Origin of the sequence: Pseudomonas sp. HS6, from assembly GCF_023375815.1 — a bacterium.
In the GTDB taxonomy this organism is placed as follows: domain Bacteria; phylum Pseudomonadota; class Gammaproteobacteria; order Pseudomonadales; family Pseudomonadaceae; genus Aquipseudomonas.
On sequence record NZ_CP067412.1, the window covers coordinates 5,313,847 to 5,331,295 of the forward strand.

The following is a 17,449-nucleotide window of genomic DNA, read 5'->3' on the forward strand; positions in this document are numbered from 1 at the left end:
AAGGCTATTAACTATAGCCGCCCGTTGGCTTACAAGTTCGCAACAACCTGGATTATCGGGCTCAACTAGACTCGGACCGCTCAATCAAGAGCATCGTCCGGAGTGCGCCATGGAAGTGCCAAACAACAAGAACGCCATCGAAAGCAATCGTCAGGCGTGGAACGATTCGGCCCGTCATCATCAGGATTCACCTGACTGGCAGTCTTTGCTGACCGAGGTCGTCCAGGCCGATTTCTCCTGCCTCGACGAAACCCTGCGCGGGTTGCTGGAGCAGGTCGGCGTCGATGGCAAGGACGTCGTGCAACTGGGTTGCAACAATGGCCGCGAGAGCCTCTCGCTGTTCGCGCTGGGTGCGCGAAGTGTCGTTGGTGTCGATCAGTCGGCGGCGTTCCTCGAACAGGCCCGTGAGCTCAACAGCCGCTCGCCGCACAAGGCCGAATTCGTCGAAACCGATATTCATCACCTGCCCGAAGCACTGCGCGATCGCTTCGACGTGGCGCTGATCACCATCGGCGTCCTCAACTGGATGCCCGACATCGGCGAATTCTTCCGCCACGTCGCCTCGACCCTCAAACCGGGCGGGCAACTGGTGATCTACGAAACTCACCCGTTCCTGGAAATGGTCGATCCCGACGCCGAGGATCCGTTTCGCCTCGCGACCTCGTATTTCCGCGAAGAACCATTCGTGCAGGAAGAACCGATCGTCTACGTCGGTAAGGTCGAGCAACAAGCCGCGCCGTCGTACTGGTTCGTGCACAACCTCGGCGCCATCTTCACTGCCGCCCTCGACGCCGGGCTGAACATCGCGCATTTCAAGGAATACCCGCATTCGAACCGGGAAGAGGCGTATGACCAATACCTGAACCGCGAGGCGCAGATGCCGATGTGTTTTACGTGGGTGGGTGTGAAGTCCTGACCTGACAATTGAGGTGCGGCGACTGGCCCTATCGCGGGCAAGCCCGCTCCCACAGGGATCTACGGCAATCACATATTTTGTGGTCGACATAAAACCTGTGGGAGCGGGCTTGCTCCGGGCGGCGATCCGACGAAGGCGGCTGCACAGCCGCCACAAGTCTTAAGCCTGCGCAGCCGCCGTGACCACTGGCCGTCCCGGTTTGCGCAACGGTTCCAGTCGCGAACCTTCATACCGCGTCTCGCGGAAGAACCGCCACTTTCCAAACAGTCCGTAGACGTGCGTCACACGGCCCTGTTCGTGATAGCCCATGCGGATGTGCAGTTTCAGCGCCGGGATGTTGTGGGTTTCGCAGACGTCCACCACCTTGTGGCAACCCTGGGCGGCCATGGCTTGCCAGAGGGTAACCTGCACGTCCACCGACAGGCTGCTGCCGAAGTAGGCGCGGGTCATTTCGCCGCCGAATTCAAAGAACTCGCCGGGTTTGACCGGGAACTCGCAGCCGTAATAGTGACGGTCGTGGTAGTCGCGAATGCTGCCCCAGATGAAGCCCACAGCGTGGTCATCCGCGTCGAGGTACATGTGCCCGGTGTGACCTTCGGCTGCGAGTTCGGCCATGGTCTGTACGCGGTCACCGAAGTGTTTGGCGAAGGCGCCGGTGTTGTGCGGCGTGATGTCGACTTTGCGCAGGCCTTCGTAAGGGCGAAGCTTGTGCGGCGGCACCGGGCTGATCAGGTCGCGCTCCATCCACAGCAGTTCCCAATGGAAGAACACGTAGCGTTTCCACAAGGTGCCGAAGGTGCGGCCCAGGCCTTTTTGCTTGATGCGTTTGCGCAGCTTTTCAATGACGCTCATATGCCCTCCGTGGCCGAGGCCCGGGTGTTTTTGTGGTTGGCTTTTGTGGGTATAGATCAAGCCTGCAAGTTCATTTCGAAGTGCCATCTTCGAAAGTATTGCAAGTTGTGTAACTCAATCGAGTGCCGCGGCACCGCGCAGAAAATCCTTGTTCAGGTCGGCATAGGAGACCCGTGGAACGCCCGCCAGCCGCTGCTCTAGCACGCGGCTCAGGGACTCTCCAGGTTGCAGATACGCATCACCGAAATCAGCCCCGAGCTGATTGGGATGCGCGACGACTTCCAGCACACCGTCGGTCGGCGCAGGCTCGTTGCGCAGGTCGACCGGGGTGCAGACGTAGTCCGCTGTCGCACCGGCCAGTCCTTGCAAGCGACGGTTGAGCAAGCCTTTGAATATGCGTTTGGGCAGGCTGAGGTTTTGCCCCAGATTGCGCGCCAGTCGTACCGGAACACCCTGATGGGCAGCGAAGCGCGCGACGATCTCGCCGATTGGCCAGATGTTGTGCACGTGCTGGTGTGAATCGAGGTGGCTCGGGCGCACGCCGTGATCGACACAGCGCTGCCACTGCGCCTGCAACTCCTCCTGCACCGCTTCGCGATCCGCTCGACCGAGCCAAAGGCTGTGCCGTGGCAAGTTAAGGTCGAACACACCCTGGCTGTCGCAGAAGGTGCGACGGGCGAGAATCGCCTGGCTCAGCGGCCGGCCATACGTCAGGTTGAAATGCAGGCCGATCCGCCCGTCCAGCAAGTGATGACGGGCCATCGCACAGGCTGCTTCGAATGCCGGCATGTTGGCCATGGCTGTGGCAGAGCTGATGACCCCGGCCTGGAAGGCGCTGAAGATCACCGCGTTTTCGTTCGGGGTCAGGCCGAAATCGTCAGCGTTGACTATGACTTGGCGAGGCATGTTCGCCCTCCGTGGTGGTGGCGGCGGGTTTGGTTTCGAGTTTTGGAGGCGTCGACTGACGCCGGGCTCGCCATTCCTGCAATGTCGGTTTGAGCCGTTGCCAGAGGCGCAGTCCAAGCCCCAGCAACAGGCCGCTCGGGCGCCAGGAATAGAAGCTCCAGCGCCAGTGCTCCAGTTGCCCGGTCATGCGTTCGTGAAGTTGGTGACTGGAGTTTTCCAGGCTGACCCGCGAGGCATCGATCCAGCGCCAGTTGTCCTCAAGTCCCCAGCGAATCCATTCCTCCAGCAACACCCGGCCGCTGCCCAGATCGGCGTACTGCGGCAGGAACGCGAGGTTGTAATCGTAGAGCCGGCCCTGTTCGAGCAAGCCGAGCCGGTAGCTGATGCAGCGCCCGTCCAGCTCCAGCGTGACCACGCGCACCAAACCCTGGGCGGCGAGAGCGGTGAAGGCGCTTTCGATGCAGCGGCGGCTGCGTTCGCTGGCGAAGATGCCGACACCTTCGTCGCCCTTCCAGCTGACGGTTTCGACTTCGCTGATGGCTTGCAACAGCGGGCCCATGGTCAGGGCATCGGGAATGATTCGCCGCACGACAGCGCCACACGCAGCAATCCGTTTGCGTGCACGCCGCAATTTGTAGCGCGGATCGCCGGAGACTTCCTGGAGGTCAGCTTCGCTGATCAGGTGCACCGGCACCCGACAGCTCAAGCGTCGCTCGCCGGTCGAGCTGTGCGCCATCCATTCGGCAAGGGCACTTTCTTCGCCCGCCGGTTCAGACAGTTCGTTGAGTTGCAGCAGCGCGTGGGGCATCCGTTGGCGGATGAGCAACAACGCCTGACGCAGGCTGTCGGCCTCAAGCACGGATAGCAGCGCCAGGCGATCCGCCAGCGGATAACCGAGGTGACGCACCACGGCAAACGGTATCCCGCCAAAACGCTCACGGCCGGCCACCAGCGGCAGGCACAGGCGCAATTCGTCCGCTTCCCAGCCCAGCAAAATGTGCAGATGCTCACTCGCGTCGAGTGTCTGCTCTGCAGCGCTCAACCAGCCGAGGCTGTTGAACGGCGTGTGGTCCGTCACCCGCAGGCGCAGCGCTTCATAGGCCGCTGCCGGGAAGTCAGGTGCGCACAACGAGGTGCGCCATTCGAATCGCGCCATAGGCTCAGGTCGCCGTTGCTGTGACGGAGGGACGAGAAGGTTTGCGCAGCGCATCCAGACGCGAGCCGCTGTAGCGGGTTTCGCGGTAGAAACGCCAGCGGGCGAACAGGGTGTAGACGTTCATGATCCGGCCCTGCTCGGTGTAGCCCATGCGCAGGTGCAACTTGAGCGCCGGGATGTTGTGGAACTCGCAGACGTCCACGACCTTGTCGCAGCCCTGGGCGGCCATGGCTTTCCACAGCTCCAGTTGCAAGTCGACCGACAGTTCGGTGCCCCAGTAGGCGCGGGTCAGTTCGCCGCCGAATTCGAAGAACTCACCGGGTTTCACCGGGAACATGCAGCCGTAGTAATGGCGGTCGAAATAGTCCCGGGCGCTGCCCCAGATGAAGGCCACCGCATCGCCCTGGTCGTCGAGGTGCATGTGCCCGGTGTGACCTTCGTTGGCCAGTTCCGCCATGGTGCCGACGCGGTCGCCGAAGTAACGGGCGAAGGCGCTGGCGTTGTCCGGCGTGATCTTCACCACCCGCAGCGGCGGGTAGGGTTTGAGGCTGTGGGGCGGCACCGGGCTGACCAGGTCGCGCTCCATCCACAGCAGTTCCTGATGGGAAAAGAAGTAGTGCTTCCACACCTTGGCCAACGTGGCACGCAGGCCCTTCTGTTTGATTTGCTCGCTGACTTTTTGCAGAACATTCATGGTCGTTGCTCCTGATGACGATGCATCGCGCGGCACAGGCCTGCGCGGCGGAACATCAACGGACGGTTCATCAAGCGTTCCAGCTCAGAGAAAACAGGGTTTGCCCCGGCAGCTCGAAACGCACGCGACCGTCCTGGCAACGGAAGGGCGCGTCGCGGCTGCGGTTGTCGGCGCCGAAGTAGCGCAGGGCGCCGTTTTTCAACGGGCATTTGGCCCCCGCCAGATCGACACGCTGCAAGCGCGTGCCCTTGTTGACGCCCAGCAACCCGCGCTGATCGTCGCCGGCCATCGCCAGCACATCGACTTCAAACGCATCGTTTTCCAGCCACAACACCTTGTGCAGCCAGTGTTGCTGGATGAACTGCTGGGCCAGGCCCACCGGTTTCAGTTCGAAGTGTTGTTCATCCGCCGAGACGCGCAACATGCCCTTGGGATACTCCGGCTCATCGGCGGCCTGGAACCAGTTGAGCATCGTCAGCAAACCGTCCTGGGAGGCGTTGATCACCACCGAGGCCCACCACAGTGAGGTGTAGTGGGTTTCCTGATCGTAGGGGCTGAGGCTTGAGCCGCTGGAGAGATTGGTCTGATCCAGCAGCAAGGCTTTGCGAGGTTGACCCTTGGCGTCGAGGCCGACCAGATCGGCAGCGCGGCGCACGCTGTCGCGGTAGACGCGAGTGGCGAGCAGGTCGCGGATCATCCATTCGTGCCAGGCCAGTGCATCGACCTGATCGGCAGATTCGCCCAGCAGGCGCCGGGCCCAGTCGATACCGCGTTTGTTTGCCGCGTTGTCGGCGAACGGGCCGTTGACCAGCCGCGAACTGGCCGGCATCGCAATGCGCACGCCGGCCCTGGCATTGGCCGGATCGCTGCGCACCTGGCGGGCCATGCTGGTGAAGATCGAACGGTATTGCTCGTAACTCGAGTAGTTGAGGTTCGGTTCGTCGGCAAAGCCGATGTAGTGCGTGCCTTTGCCGCCAAGCAATCGAGTGCTCGCGAGCCAGGCGTCGAGGCCGCCGTTGCTTTGCACGTCGGCGCGCAAGTCGGCCTGACGCTGACTGCCGGCGAGCAGGGTGATGTCCTGGCGAATGCCGAAACGATCCTGATAGACCTGACGAAACGCATCTTCGAACTGCGGTTTTTTCGCCGTCACGTCAACGAAGCTGTAGTAACTGGCCGCTGTGGGTTTCAGCGCATCGAGCGCGGCATGACTGGCGGGCGGCGGCATCACGTAGGGCAGGGCGATGCCCAGGTCCGGCGTGCGGCCGAGGACTTTGTCGTGCAGGGTCAGGCGCGTCTGGCCGTCGTCTTCGCGCAGCGGTTTGAGCTGTTGCGGATTCTGCGCGAACAGATTGGCCGTTCCATCGAGCCAGAACGCCGCTTTGCCACTGCCTTGCAAACGCAACCGCCAGACTTGTTCGCGATCGCTGACCGGCAGTGCGACCTGATCGAACTGCCAATAGGCGCGATACGGTTTCAGTGCCAGCGAGAGCTGTTGGCCGTCGCCGACCCGCTGCGCTTGCAGGGCGCTGACGCCGCCGTGGAATTTGCCGGCGAGCACTGCGTGTTCACCCGGTGCGACTTTGAAATACAACTCATCGCCGTTGCGGGTTTCCGCGCTGAAATGCACCTTGGCCGGGGCGAACAGCGCCACGGTGTTTTCGTCGTGTTCGACCCGGTAATTGCGGAAGCTGTAGCCGGGGATTTCCAGTTGATAACTCGCCGCGCCAGGCGCCAACGGCCAGCTCTGGCTGCCACGGGTTTCGCTGGCCTTGATGAAGCGGTCGCCCTGCAATTTGCCCTGGCCGTCGAGCAGGTACAGGTGCTCTTCGTTGGCGTCCGCCTGCCATGCCGGCGCCCAGCGCACGGTCACGGTGTCGGGGCGATCCGCTTGCAGGTACAGGCTGCCGTCGCGAATGTCGCCCCAGCGCATCGACGCCGCGAAGGCGTCCAGCGACAGGCCGAGTCCGAGCAGCAGGGCCAGACTTTTCATGCGGCCTTCCTACGCTGCAACATCAACCACATCGGCGTGAAGTCGGCGGGCAGGATGATCAGGGTTTGCCAGAATGGCACGCCGCTCAACCGGCAGTACAACACCAGCATCGCCACCGTCACCGCCAGATACGCAATCGACGATGCCGCCGCCGCGCCAACGATGCCGTACGCCGGGATCATCACCAGGTTCAGGGCCAGATTGAGCAAGGCACCCAGGCCCATCAGCAGCGACACCGTGCCGGGGCGATTCTTGCCCAGCAGGTCGAGCCGCAGAATGCTCGCGTAGCACAGGCCCAAAAGCCCCGGCAGCAACGCCAGCAGCGCCGGATACGCCGGTTGGTAGGCAACGCCGAACAACGTGACGATCAGCCAATCGCCGATCACGGCCATGGTCAGGCAGGCGCCGAGCATCACTGTCGCAGTCAGGCGCAGGGCCAGCGGGGTGACTTTGTCCATGCCTTCATCCTGTTGCAGCAGGCGTTTCATCAGCGGCGTGGTCACTGCTTCCGGGACGATCAGCAGCAGTTCGGCGGCGGCGCTGGCCATCGCGTAATGACCGAGTGCGGTACTGCCGAGCAGGGCGCCGATGAACAGGTAATCGGAACGCAGAATCACTTGCTGGAACAGCAAGTCCGGATGGCTGCGGGCGCTGTAGCGCAGCAATTCGTTCTGGCTGGCGCGGTCCCATTGCAACTGCAACGGTTGCGCACGTTTGAGCCAGACCCAACCGGCCAGCACCACCAGACTGATCCCGGCCAGCCAACTGATCAGCGCCGCTTCCAGCGCTGCTTCTTTCCACATCCAGAACAACGCGAGAAACAGCAACAGCGGCGCCAGGGACTCCACCAGACGCAAGGCGTTGAACGCGACCACGCCGCCGGACGCATTGTGCAGCGTCAGCAGACCGCTCTTGAGCACGGTCAACGGCACCGCCAGCAGCAACAGCCACGCCAGCAGGCCGAGTTGCACGGTCACGTCCAGTTCACTGCCGAACTCGCGCACCAGCGCCACCACCAGCAAGGTCAACAGCCCCGCCAGCAGACAGCCGAACACCAACACTTGAGCCAGCAGCAAACCCATTGGCCGCTGCTTGGCAGCCTGATAACCGACAGCAGAATTCAAGCCGCCGCTGGTGGCTGCGCTGATCAGGTCGGGCAGGGTGCTGAGCAGGGCGAACAGCCCGCGTTCACTGGGGCCGAGGATTCGCGCCAGCAACACATTCCTCAGCAGGCGCAGGGCGATCATCGCCAGTTTGGTGCCCATGCTCAGCGCCAGATGCCTGAGGTAACTGCCTCGACTCATGGTCGCGCCCCGCGAAAAATCCGCCACGACAGCAGTTCCGGATTGCGCGCAGTGCGCTGGCTGACGCCGAAGCGCGGCAGGTTCAGCGGATCACCCGCGCCGCGATAGATCCCGGTGCCGGTGCCGAGGGCGAACGGATAATCGTGGCTGGCAATCTGTTCCCGCACCCGTGCGTCGTTGTCGCCGTTGGGATAGCAATACACCGGCAACGGCCGGTTGCAGCCGTTGTGCAGGGCGTCGCGGCTGCGGCTGATTTCTTCGCTCAGGCGCACGTCGTCGAGTTGGGTCAGGATCGTGTGACTGGCCCCGTGAGGGCCGAAGCGCACCAGTCCCGACGCTTCCATCGCCCGCACCTGATGCCAGTCCAGCGCCTGGGGCTGCGACTCTGGCGGGCATTCGTCGGTCAGGCGTTCGAGCAGCAAAGGGTCGGCACTCTTCAAACCTTGCAGGTAGTGCAGCAACGTCAGGCTGCGACGATCCACATCGATGTCGTCCATCAGCACCGGCAACGGGTGATGGGTCGCCTGCAAACAGTCGATCAGGTGCATGCGCGGTTTTTCGCCGTGGCTGCCCCACAGGGTTTCACCGATGCTTTCCCACCAGAAGCGCTGACGGCTGCCGATGAAGTCGGTGGAAAGGAAAATGCTCGCCGGCACCTGATGTTTCTGCAGTAGCGGGAAGGCGTTGGCCGCGTTGTCACGCCAGCCGTCATCGAAGGTCAGCGCCACTTGCGGGCGTTCGCTGCGCAGGGCGTTGGGCTGAAGGATTTCCATCAGCGGTACGCAATCGAAATGCTTGCGCAGCCACACCAGCAGATGCTCGAAGGCTTTTGGCCCGACGCACAGTTCGTTGCGGTGCGGCAGGTCGGCGGCGCGGTCGTTGGCCAGCACCCGGTGCAACATCAGGATCACCCCGGCGCCGTGCAACTGGTTTCGCCCCACGGACGAGTTGAGATAGAGCCAGCCGCTGGTGCGTTTAATCAGTTGTTTGATCGCCATGGCTCTATCCCTCTCAACGGTTTTGGTCAGGGTTCCACTGGGCGTAACGCTGGCCGCGCAGGAACTGCCACAGGCCGATGCTCATCCCGGCCAGTGTCACCAGCAGGAATGCCGCAAGGCGGAACGGTTTGGGTAAGCGGTGTTGCGAATCCAGCAGGCCGGCAATCGCGATGGCGTAGCCGATCAGTTGCGCGATCAGGCACAGGCGATAGAAACCGTGGTCGTCCCACAGCCAGAAATTGCTCAGCAGCAACGGCAGCAGAAGTACAGGTGCCAGACGCCGGATCAATTTGTGGCTGATCAATGCAATCGAATACAGCCCGTGCTTGAGCGGATTGAGCAGTTCGCTGCGCTGGGCCAGGCTTTGCAGGCCGCCGACGGTGACCCGCTGACGCCGGCGGAACTGTTTGTCCGCTTCATCGACGCCGTGGTCGATCACCTGCGCTTCGGGCACGTAAACGATGCGTTTGAACTTCACCGGCGCGCAGGTACTGATGAAGAAGTCATCGTTGACCTCCGCCGGCACGTTCTCGAACAACTCACGACGCAGGGCGAGCAGCGCGCCATCGGCCGAAACCATACAACCGGTGCGGTTCTCGACCCGGCGCAACCAGCCTTCGTAATGCCGGTACAGGCTGTCGCCGACACTCAAGCCGCCGCCGGTGACCGGGATCACCATGTGCCCGGCGCAGGCGCCGACTTGCGGGTCGCTGAGGGGCGCGAGCAGGTAGCCGAGGGTTTCCCGTGACCATTGATTGTCGGCGTCGGTGAACACCAGAATGTCCCCCGTGGCCAACGCCACGCCGGCATTGAGGGTCGCGGCTTTGCCCTGACGCGGCAGGTCGAGCACGGTGATTCGAGGGTCGACGACCTTGTGCGCGCAGGCCACGGTGTCGTCGGTGGAACCGTCGCTGGCCAGAATGATTTGCAGGGTGGCCGGCTGATAATCCTGGGACAGCAGCGAACGCAGCTTGTGTTCGATATGCCGCGCCTCGTTGTGCGCGGCGATCACGATGCTGATGTTCAGCGGTGGCGCCGGGCTGTGACGCCACGCTGGAAACAGCGGCGCCAGCAGCGTCAGCAGCAACGGGTAGCCGATGTAGGCGTACACCGGCAGCAGCAGGCACATCCAGAAAATGAACTCAGCCACGGGCAGGCCTCCTGGCATTCCAATGACACAGACTGAGAATGAACGCGGCACCGGCCAGGTGCAGGCGCACCCAATGCAAACCCCATAATTGCAGGGTCAGGCCGAGGTCATGCTGTTGGCGACTTTGACGGATGCTGAGCACCAGCGCCGGCACCAGGGTCATCGACACCATGATCGCCGCGTGATGGGGAAATCCGTTGAGCAGTGCGGAAATCGCCAGCAGATCCAGCAACCACGCGGCCAGTGACAACAGCGGAAAACGCAACAGACGCAGGCTGAAACCGTGGGTGCGCAGCAATTGCAGATGGCTGCCCTGGCGCCACATTTCCTTGCCCATCCATTCGCGCCAGTTCATCTCGTAGCCCCAGTGCAGCGCCACGCTTTCGTTGACCGACAGCAGCCGCGCGCCTTGTTCGCGCTGGCGCAGGGTGAATTCCTTGTCTTCGCCGGTGCGCAGGGTTTCGTTGAATCCTCCGACCTTGTCGAACCAGTGCCGACGCATCAGCAGGTTGGCACTGGGCAGCCAGTCCACGGTGTGGGCGGCGTGGGTGACCGGACGCTGGGTGCGGCGTTGCCAGGCCACCGCGTACCACGGCGCGGCGGCGGGGGTGTGCAGGTCCAGTCCAAACACGTCGGCGTGACCTTCGGCTTCGAGGGCGAACAGACCGGTGAGCCAGTCTTCGGGCATTTCGATGTCGGCATCGATGAACGCCAGCCATTCCCCGGTGGCGATGGCCGTGCCGCGATTGCGCAGGGCGCCGATCAGCAGGCCCGGCATGATCAGCACCTGTGCGCCGAACTGGCGGGCAATCTGCGGGCCGTCATCAGTGGAGCCGTTGTCGACCACAATCAGTTCGCACTCGACACTGGCCGCGTGGGCGGCTTTTTGCGCGGCCAGCAGGGTGCGGCCAATGTGCCGGGCCTCGTTGAACATCGGAATGACAACACTGATCCGGCTCATGCCCGGGCCTCCGTGAACGGTGCTTGCTCGGCCTTCAGGCGCAGGACACTGGTCAGCGCGAGCATGATCCACACGTACTTCTGATTCGGTGCACTGAGAAACATCAGGAACAGCGTCAGCGACAGGAAGCTCACGCCGAGGTGGGTCATCAGGTCCGCCTGGTCCCAGTCGCGTCGTTGCATCCAGGCGCGCCGGGCGCGGATCAGGTTGTACAGGCCCAGGCCGAGCATGCCGACGAACAGCAGGCCGGCGGGAACCCCCAGTTCGCTGAAGATTTCCAGGTAGGTGTTGTGGGCGCGGCGGTACAGGTCGCCGATCTTGCGGTTGGCGGAAAACGCCTTGGCGTAACCGGTGGTGGCGTAGTGCAGCGGGAAGGTGCCGGGGCCGGAACCGAGCAGCGGGTTTTCGCGGATCATCTGGCTGCCGACCACGATGTACGAGGCACGGCGACCGAGGGATTCGTCATCGTGGCCACGGGCACCGGCGCTCAGTACGCTCAACGACTGGATGCGCGCGATGTAGCCAGCGGGCATCGCGTAGATCGCCAGCGGAATCACGATCGCCAGGCCGAGCATCGCGAAACCGAGGTGACGCGGACGAATCCGCGACAGTTGCGCGCGGTAGTGCCAGCAACCGATCACCAGACTCAACGCCAGCACCACCAGCCCGGAGCGGGATTCGGTCTTGGTCATGCCGCCGAGCAGCAGCAGGCAGCACGCGCCCCAGAACAACCGGTGCAGCAGGTTCGGGCCGCGAATCACCAGCAACAGGCCCAGCGGCACGGCGAAAGCGATCAGCAGGGCGAAGGCGTTCGGGTCTTCGAGCAGGCCGGCGGCGCGGCCCTGATCCTGGAATTTGGTCGAGAACATCGCCATGGCGCAAGTGGCGCTGACGCTCAGGGTGACCAGCCGGGCGAACAGGTCGAGGTTCAGCTCGCGGCCGATCAACAACGTGATGACGAACAGAATCAGGCCGACGCTGAGCTCGCGCAGATGCCCCAGCGACATACCCAGGTCATCGGTGTTGAGCAGGCTCAGGAAGTACAGGACCATGAACCAGATCAGGTAACGCCAGATGTTGCTGCGCAGGCGTTCCGATGGAATCTGGTGCATCGCCAGTTGCAGCATCAGGATCACCGCCAATGACGCGCCGATGAGCTTGCTGCCGGACAGCGAACTGTCCTTGAAGAAACCCTCGAACGGCACCAGTGCGGCGATGCCGAGCAGCCCCCAGGTCGGCTTGCGGTACAGCACCGCGAACCCCACCAGACCGAGCACCGCGCCCGGCGCCAGATAGGGCCATGGGCTGGCCAGCAAAGCGATGCAGACCAGACCCAGCAGACTGACGATCGAGAGCGGGAAAATCATGCGCGTGCCTCCCGTGCCGTGCGGATGTACAGCTGCGACCAGCGTTCGGCCAGGGCCTTGAGGTCGTAGCGGTCCTGTTGCGTGCGTTTGGCGTTGTCGCGCAGTTTGCGCGCCAGCGCGGGTTGGCTCAGCAGCGTGTCGAGCTGGCGGGCGAGAGCGGCGCTGTCGGCCGGCGCGGCCAGCAGGCCGTTGTGCCGGTCTTCCAGCACATCGGGAATCCCGCCGACACCGAACGCCACCACCGGCACCCCGGTCTGCATGGCCTCCAGCAGAATCATCGGCGTGCCCTCGGTGCGCGAGCTGATCACCAGCGCATCGAGTTGCTGCCACCAGTGGCGCATGTCGGTCTGATAACCCGGCAGACGAATGCGCTGTTGCAGTCCGGCGGCGTCGATTCGCGCCTCAAGTGCCTCACGCTCCGGGCCGTCACCGAGCATTACCGCATCGAGTTGCGGATGCTGATGACACAGCGGGATCAGCGCATCGAGAAACAGGTCCGGACCTTTTTCGCTGCTCAGTCGGCCAACGTAACCGGCGAGCCAGCGCTGATGATCGACCTCCGGTAGCCGTTCAGCGACCGCCGCCGGCAGGCCGTTGGGGATCACTTGCAGCTTTTCCGCACGGACGCTGGCCTGACGGTGCAGCACCGCGATGCTTTCGGCCACGCACACCACTCGATCCACCGACGCGGTGCGGCACAGTTGCAGGCTCAGCCAGGTATAAAACTTCTGCTTGCGGCTGCGCGGGGTGAAGCCGTGTTGGGTGATGACCAGCGGCAGACCCAACAGCGAGGCGCCCACCCAGCCGAACAGCAGGCCTTTGAAATTGTGGGTGTTGATCAACGGACGTTGCGCCCGGCGCTGGCGCAGATGTCCGAGCAAGGCGCCGAGCCCGGCGCAACTTTGGGCATCGACGCCCGCCTCGCGAAAGCGCTCGATCAGTTCCGGCGGCGCATCGAGAAACAGCACCTGATGCTGCCCCGGTGTCGCCAGGCAATGATCCAGCAACATCCGTTCGGCCCCATAGAAACCGCCGCTGCTGAGCAAATGAATGATCGGCAGGGCGGCGTTCGGGGAGGACGGGGTGCTCAATTGCGCACCCAGTGCACGAAGCTTGGTACGGTCCAGTTCTTGTGCGGATTACCCGGCTGAGTGCTCTGGTCGTTGATCACCAGCAGTACCGGCAGGCCCAGCTCGTGGCTGATTTGCGCCGGGTGTTTGAAGCGGTGATCGAAGAACTCACGCACGTAGACCAAAGCAATCGCCAGCAGCAGGCCGGTGAACAGGCCGAACGGAATGATCAGCATCGGTTTGGGGAACGCCGCTTCGGTCGGTTCGAACGGCGGGCTCAGCACCCGCGCGTTGGACAGATCGTCGCTCAGCGAGCGGGTGGTGCTGCTTTCGGCAAAACGCTGGGCGTAGGTCGAGAACGCCGCGTGCAGGGCGTCGATTTCGGTGTCCATCTGCCGCAGCTTGCTCTGGGTCTGCTGCAACTCGTGGATCCGCGCCTTGAAGTCGGCGATGCGCGCAGTTTTCTGATCGATCACCTGCTGGACCACGGCCAGGTCGTTGGTACGTTCCTGGATGCGGTTGCCGACGACTTTGAGGAACTGCTGGCGAGTGCGGGCAATCTGCTCGCGGGTCAACAGCATCGGCTCGCTGCCGGGCTGGAACACCGCCAGATCATTCATGTAGCGGCTGACCTGAGTGGTCAGTTGCTCGCCGAGCTGTTTGATCTCCCGGTCTTCAAACGCCACGTTGTCGACGGTGGTGGTGAAGGTGTAGGGGAAGGTGTAGTCGTTGAGCTTGTTGTTGCTGGCGGCGGCCAGGCTGGTTTTCAGGTACTCCAGCCAGCGTTGGCTTTGCAGCAGGCGATCCTGATACAGGTTCAGCGCCTGTTCTTCGGTGTTGATCGCGTTCAGGCGGAAGGTGATTTCTTCCTTCGGATCGGACGCGCCGACACTTTCCAACAAGGCTTGCCTGTTGCCCTCCAGACCATCGAGGCGCACCTGGTACAGGTGTTTTTTCGATTCGTAGAACGACTGTGGCAGGTCGATCGATTGCAGCGCCTGACGGCTCACCAGATAGTTTTGCAGCAGGGCGGAAACGAACGTCGTGCCTTGATGCGGATCGGGAAAGCTGTAGACGATCGAGATCACGTTGGAGCCGGGCAGGGTCTCGATCTTCAGGCTGTCGATGGCCTGTTGCGTCAACGCGTCGAGGGCGGTGTCGCGCACCGGATCAGTCTCCAGCCCCAGCAGGTTGCGCAGCGGGTTGATCAGGTACTGGCGCAGCGGCGAGGTGATGTAGCGCTTGAACGGCTCGCCGATCAGACGGGCGAAGATGCCGGGCGACGGGGTGTATTCACCCTTGTCCCGCAGTTCGCTGATGGTCTGACGGATCAGCGCCGGCGAGCGCAGGATATTGCTTTCGGTTTCCATGTCCGCCAGTGACGGCGGGATGAACGTGGCGTTGTCCACGGTCAGCGACGTGGTGGCGTCGCCCTGTGAGAGTTTTTTCGACTGCACGATCACCTGGGCGGTGATATCGAAGCTCTGTTTGAGCACCAGCGGCAGCACCAGCGCGATCACTGCAAAGATCAGGAAGACACGCTTCACCAGTTGCTTGTTGGCGAAGAAGATCCTGAAGAACTCATGCAGGTAGTTTTCCTTTGGATTCATGGTCGGTCACCTGAGAGTCGGTTAGTTGCTGCTGTTGTCGTTTTTGTTGTCGAGGCGGTAGCTGAAGCTCATGCCCACGCCCTGGAACAGCACCACGTCAGCCAGTTGCCGCGCGAGCTCGCCGGCGCTGGCCAGTTTGGTCTTGGGCACGTAGAGCATGTCGTCCGGTTGCAGGTAGGCGATCTGCGAGGCATCGCCGGCCAGGGCTTTTTCCACGTCGTAATGCACGGCCTGCACTTGATTGCCGTTGCGGCGCATGATCACCACCGAATCCAGACGCGCCTTGATGTTGGTGCCGCGAGCCAGGGTCAGCGCCTCAAGCACCGAGACTGGCCGACGGATCGGGTAGGAGCCTGGCTGGCCGACTTCACCCAGCACGTAGATCTCGTTGCCCGCCGTGGACTTGAGCAGCACGTCCACGGTCATCCGTCCCGGCAGTTGCGCGTAGCGTTTGTTGAGGAAGGTTTCGAGTTGATTGACGGTCATGCCTTGCAGCGGCACGGCGCCGATTTCCGGAAAGCTCGCGTAGCCGTCGGTGCCCACGGTGATCTCGCGGCTCATGCCGGTGGCCGGGTGGTTGAGGGCGCTTTTCAGGTTCTGCTCGTTGGTCAGCGGGCTGATGATTTGCACAGTCAGCTGATTGCGGTTGGGCTGGAACAGCTGCTTGCGCTGGTAGGCGCGCTGGATTTCCTGACGCGCTTCGTCGCTGGTCAGCCCGGCGATTTTCACCGAAGTGTTGGCGCCCGGCAGTTCGATGGTGCCGTCCGGCAGCACCAGTTGGTTGCCGTTGAGCTGGCTGGCAGCGGTGAAGTTCAGGCCGATCTGGTCACCCGACTGCACGCGGTAAGCGTCCGAGCCGCTGGTGCTGATGTGGAAGATCACGTCCAGCACATCCTGCGGGCGCAAGGTCTGTTCGACCTTGGGCATGTCGGTGGCTTGGGCGTTGGCGGGCGGGGCGGTGAGGATATTCACCGGCATGCTTTGGGTTTCCGAATTGCTGGAGCAACCTGCAAGCGGCAGCATCAGCAGAACCAGTATCTTGGCGTTCATGGCGTCATCCCTCGCGTTTGCTTACAGGTTTTTGTAGAGCCATTTGGGCATGTAGTACTTGCGCCGGTTGAACACGCTGCCGACCACTTTCGCCCCGGCCTGGGTCAACCGTTGCACGGCGGCCTGGGCGACTTCCCAGCGGGTGTCTTCGGCGCGCACCACGAACACCACTCCGTCGACCTGCGTGCTGATGACCAGGGTGTCGGCCGCCGAGTAAACGGCATCGCCGTCGATCACCACAAAGCGGTACTGACTGCCCAACTGGTCGAGCAACGGGCTCAGGCGCTCAGCGGTCAGGTGCTCCATGGTGCGGATCGGCCGGCCGTTGGGCAGCACGTGGAACGGCAGGCTCGACACCTGCACCACGCAGTCCTGCAACAGCGGCGGGCTGTCGGGGTTGAACAGCAAGTCGCGCAGACCACGCTCCTTGCTCAGGTTCAGTTGCTGGGTGAGGTTGCCGGCCGACTGGCTGGCATCGACATACAGCACCAGACCGCTGCTCATCTGCGCCAGTTGACTGGCCAGGGCCAGCGCGCTGGTGGTGGTGCCGGCGCCAGGGTTGGCGGCGGTCAGGAACAGGATCCGCAGATCCAGGTCCAGCACGGTCGAGGTCAGGTTCGACTCGCTGGGGCTGGCAATGCTCAGGCTTTTGTTGGTTGAACCGTCCATTAGCTTGCTCCGTGGCCGCTGAATACTTTGAAAGGGGTTTTCAACAGAATCTTCAGATCAAGCAAAAGGCTCTGCTCGGCGATGTAGCTGAGGTCCAACTCAACGCGCTGGTCGAAGTCGATGTTGCTGCGTCCGGAGATCTGCCACAGGCCGGTCATGCCGGGGTAGATCGCCAGGCGCGCGAGGTGACTGTCCTTGTAGCGGTAGGCGTTGAACGAAGTCGGGCGAGGGCCGACCAGGCGCATGTCGCCGGTCACCACGTTGATCAGGTTGGGCAATTCGTCGAGGCTGGTGCGCCGCAGGAAACCGCCGATCCGGGTGATGCGCGGGTCCTTGTCGATCTTGAAATCAATGGCGTCGGCACCGTGCTTGTTGAGGTGGCGCAGCGACTCCTTAAGCTCTTCGGCGTTGGCGACCATGGTGCGGAACTTGAACATGCCGAACTTGCGGCCGCGGTAGCCGGTGCGTTTCTGCACGAACATCACCGGGCCTTTGCTGGTGAACTTGATGGCGAGCGCCAGACCGATCAGCAGCGGGGAAATCATCAGCAGAATGACCAGCGCGCCGAAGCACGCCACCACCCGGTTGGTGCGGGACAGTTGCCATGGCCGGCCACCTTCGCGACCGGTCACCCAGCCCTGGCCCTGGCGGTGGATCGCCGCGTCGAGGCGCATTCGTTGTTCCGGATCCATGCGTTTGTCTCGAACCAATTGTTGGATCGGTACACCTTTCTCATGTCCAGTCATGCAGTCCTCC

Annotated in this window: 16 protein-coding genes; 1 reads left to right on the forward strand and 15 read right to left on the reverse strand. The window is 62.8% G+C overall.

Annotation, left to right across the window (positions count from 1 at the left end):
- The first annotated feature begins 109 nt into the window (after positions 1–109).
- Positions 110–916 carry a bifunctional 2-polyprenyl-6-hydroxyphenol methylase/3-demethylubiquinol 3-O-methyltransferase UbiG gene (locus JJN09_RS24090; protein WP_249484066.1) on the forward strand — a complete coding sequence of 269 codons (807 nt, stop codon included), beginning with the start codon at positions 110–112 and terminating at the stop codon, positions 914–916.
- Between the two features lie 159 nt (positions 917–1,075).
- Here the strand turns inward: JJN09_RS24090 and JJN09_RS24095 are convergent, their stop codons facing one another.
- The 15 genes from JJN09_RS24095 to JJN09_RS24165 all read right to left on the reverse strand — a co-directional run bounded on the left by JJN09_RS24095 (position 1,076) and on the right by JJN09_RS24165 (position 17,439).
- The gene (locus JJN09_RS24095; protein ID WP_249484067.1) at positions 1,076–1,768 is read right to left on the reverse strand and encodes a GNAT family N-acetyltransferase; all 693 of its coding nucleotides are present in this window, start codon (positions 1,766–1,768) and stop codon (positions 1,076–1,078) included.
- Positions 1,769–1,882: 114 nt separating this feature from the next.
- Positions 1,883–2,674: a ChbG/HpnK family deacetylase gene (locus JJN09_RS24100; protein WP_249484069.1), complete on the reverse strand. Its 792-nt coding sequence runs from the start codon at positions 2,672–2,674 to the stop codon at positions 1,883–1,885.
- On the reverse strand, positions 2,646–3,830 hold the full coding sequence (locus tag JJN09_RS24105) for a GNAT family N-acetyltransferase (protein WP_249484070.1): 1,185 nt from the start codon (positions 3,828–3,830) through the stop codon (positions 2,646–2,648). Before JJN09_RS24105 ends, JJN09_RS24100 begins: the two co-directional genes overlap by 29 nt.
- 4 nt (positions 3,831–3,834) lie before the next feature.
- The gene (locus tag JJN09_RS24110) at positions 3,835–4,524 is read right to left on the reverse strand and encodes an N-acetyltransferase (RefSeq protein WP_249484072.1); all 690 of its coding nucleotides are present in this window, start codon (positions 4,522–4,524) and stop codon (positions 3,835–3,837) included.
- Between the two features lie 70 nt (positions 4,525–4,594).
- Entirely contained in the window at positions 4,595–6,514 is a 1,920-nt protein-coding gene (locus tag JJN09_RS24115; protein ID WP_249484073.1) for a hypothetical protein, read from the reverse strand.
- On the reverse strand, positions 6,511–7,818 hold the full coding sequence (locus tag JJN09_RS24120; RefSeq protein ID WP_249484075.1) for a lipopolysaccharide biosynthesis protein: 1,308 nt from the start codon (positions 7,816–7,818) through the stop codon (positions 6,511–6,513). The genes JJN09_RS24115 and JJN09_RS24120 overlap by 4 nt, the downstream gene beginning before the upstream one ends.
- Positions 7,815–8,816 carry a polysaccharide deacetylase family protein gene (locus tag JJN09_RS24125; protein ID WP_249484076.1) on the reverse strand — a complete coding sequence of 334 codons (1,002 nt, stop codon included), beginning with the start codon at positions 8,814–8,816 and terminating at the stop codon, positions 7,815–7,817. Before JJN09_RS24125 ends, JJN09_RS24120 begins: the two co-directional genes overlap by 4 nt.
- Positions 8,817–8,829: 13 nt before the next feature.
- Positions 8,830–9,966 (reverse strand): glycosyltransferase, encoded by a 1,137-nt coding sequence (locus JJN09_RS24130; protein ID WP_249484077.1) that lies wholly within the window; start codon positions 9,964–9,966, stop codon positions 8,830–8,832.
- On the reverse strand, positions 9,959–10,927 hold the full coding sequence (locus JJN09_RS24135; protein WP_249484078.1) for a glycosyltransferase: 969 nt from the start codon (positions 10,925–10,927) through the stop codon (positions 9,959–9,961). The genes JJN09_RS24130 and JJN09_RS24135 overlap by 8 nt, the downstream gene beginning before the upstream one ends.
- On the reverse strand, positions 10,924–12,294 hold the full coding sequence (locus JJN09_RS24140) for an O-antigen ligase (RefSeq protein ID WP_249484079.1): 1,371 nt from the start codon (positions 12,292–12,294) through the stop codon (positions 10,924–10,926). Before JJN09_RS24140 ends, JJN09_RS24135 begins: the two co-directional genes overlap by 4 nt.
- Entirely contained in the window at positions 12,291–13,385 is a 1,095-nt protein-coding gene (locus tag JJN09_RS24145; protein WP_249484080.1) for a glycosyltransferase family 4 protein, read from the reverse strand. Before JJN09_RS24145 ends, JJN09_RS24140 begins: the two co-directional genes overlap by 4 nt.
- Positions 13,382–14,974 (reverse strand): Wzz/FepE/Etk N-terminal domain-containing protein, encoded by a 1,593-nt coding sequence (locus JJN09_RS24150; RefSeq protein ID WP_249484081.1) that lies wholly within the window; start codon positions 14,972–14,974, stop codon positions 13,382–13,384. Before JJN09_RS24150 ends, JJN09_RS24145 begins: the two co-directional genes overlap by 4 nt.
- 21 nt (positions 14,975–14,995) lie before the next feature.
- The gene (locus JJN09_RS24155) at positions 14,996–16,024 is read right to left on the reverse strand and encodes a polysaccharide biosynthesis/export family protein (RefSeq protein ID WP_249484082.1); all 1,029 of its coding nucleotides are present in this window, start codon (positions 16,022–16,024) and stop codon (positions 14,996–14,998) included.
- Positions 16,025–16,045: 21 nt separating this feature from the next.
- On the reverse strand, positions 16,046–16,693 hold the full coding sequence (locus JJN09_RS24160; protein WP_249484083.1) for a CpsD/CapB family tyrosine-protein kinase: 648 nt from the start codon (positions 16,691–16,693) through the stop codon (positions 16,046–16,048).
- Positions 16,693–17,439: a sugar transferase gene (locus JJN09_RS24165; RefSeq protein WP_249484084.1), complete on the reverse strand. Its 747-nt coding sequence runs from the start codon at positions 17,437–17,439 to the stop codon at positions 16,693–16,695. The genes JJN09_RS24160 and JJN09_RS24165 overlap by 1 nt, the downstream gene beginning before the upstream one ends.
- Positions 17,440–17,449 lie beyond the last annotated feature (10 nt).

Coding starts and splice junctions, on each gene's coding strand:
- JJN09_RS24105 (WP_249484070.1), bottom strand. CDS start 3,830: ATGGCGCGATTCGAATGGCGCACCTCGTTGTGCGCACCTGACTTCCCG.
- JJN09_RS24165 (WP_249484084.1), bottom strand. CDS start 17,439: ATGACTGGACATGAGAAAGGTGTACCGATCCAACAATTGGTTCGAGAC.
- JJN09_RS24090 (WP_249484066.1), top strand. CDS start 110: ATGGAAGTGCCAAACAACAAGAACGCCATCGAAAGCAATCGTCAGGCG.
- JJN09_RS24150 (WP_249484081.1), bottom strand. CDS start 14,974: ATGAATCCAAAGGAAAACTACCTGCATGAGTTCTTCAGGATCTTCTTC.
- JJN09_RS24135 (WP_249484078.1), bottom strand. CDS start 10,927: ATGAGCCGGATCAGTGTTGTCATTCCGATGTTCAACGAGGCCCGGCAC.
- JJN09_RS24095 (WP_249484067.1), bottom strand. CDS start 1,768: ATGAGCGTCATTGAAAAGCTGCGCAAACGCATCAAGCAAAAAGGCCTG.
- JJN09_RS24160 (WP_249484083.1), bottom strand. CDS start 16,693: ATGGACGGTTCAACCAACAAAAGCCTGAGCATTGCCAGCCCCAGCGAG.
- JJN09_RS24155 (WP_249484082.1), bottom strand. CDS start 16,024: ATGAACGCCAAGATACTGGTTCTGCTGATGCTGCCGCTTGCAGGTTGC.
- JJN09_RS24120 (WP_249484075.1), bottom strand. CDS start 7,818: ATGAGTCGAGGCAGTTACCTCAGGCATCTGGCGCTGAGCATGGGCACC.
- JJN09_RS24140 (WP_249484079.1), bottom strand. CDS start 12,294: ATGATTTTCCCGCTCTCGATCGTCAGTCTGCTGGGTCTGGTCTGCATC.
- JJN09_RS24110 (WP_249484072.1), bottom strand. CDS start 4,524: ATGAATGTTCTGCAAAAAGTCAGCGAGCAAATCAAACAGAAGGGCCTG.
- JJN09_RS24125 (WP_249484076.1), bottom strand. CDS start 8,816: ATGGCGATCAAACAACTGATTAAACGCACCAGCGGCTGGCTCTATCTC.
- JJN09_RS24115 (WP_249484073.1), bottom strand. CDS start 6,514: ATGAAAAGTCTGGCCCTGCTGCTCGGACTCGGCCTGTCGCTGGACGCC.
- JJN09_RS24100 (WP_249484069.1), bottom strand. CDS start 2,674: ATGCCTCGCCAAGTCATAGTCAACGCTGACGATTTCGGCCTGACCCCG.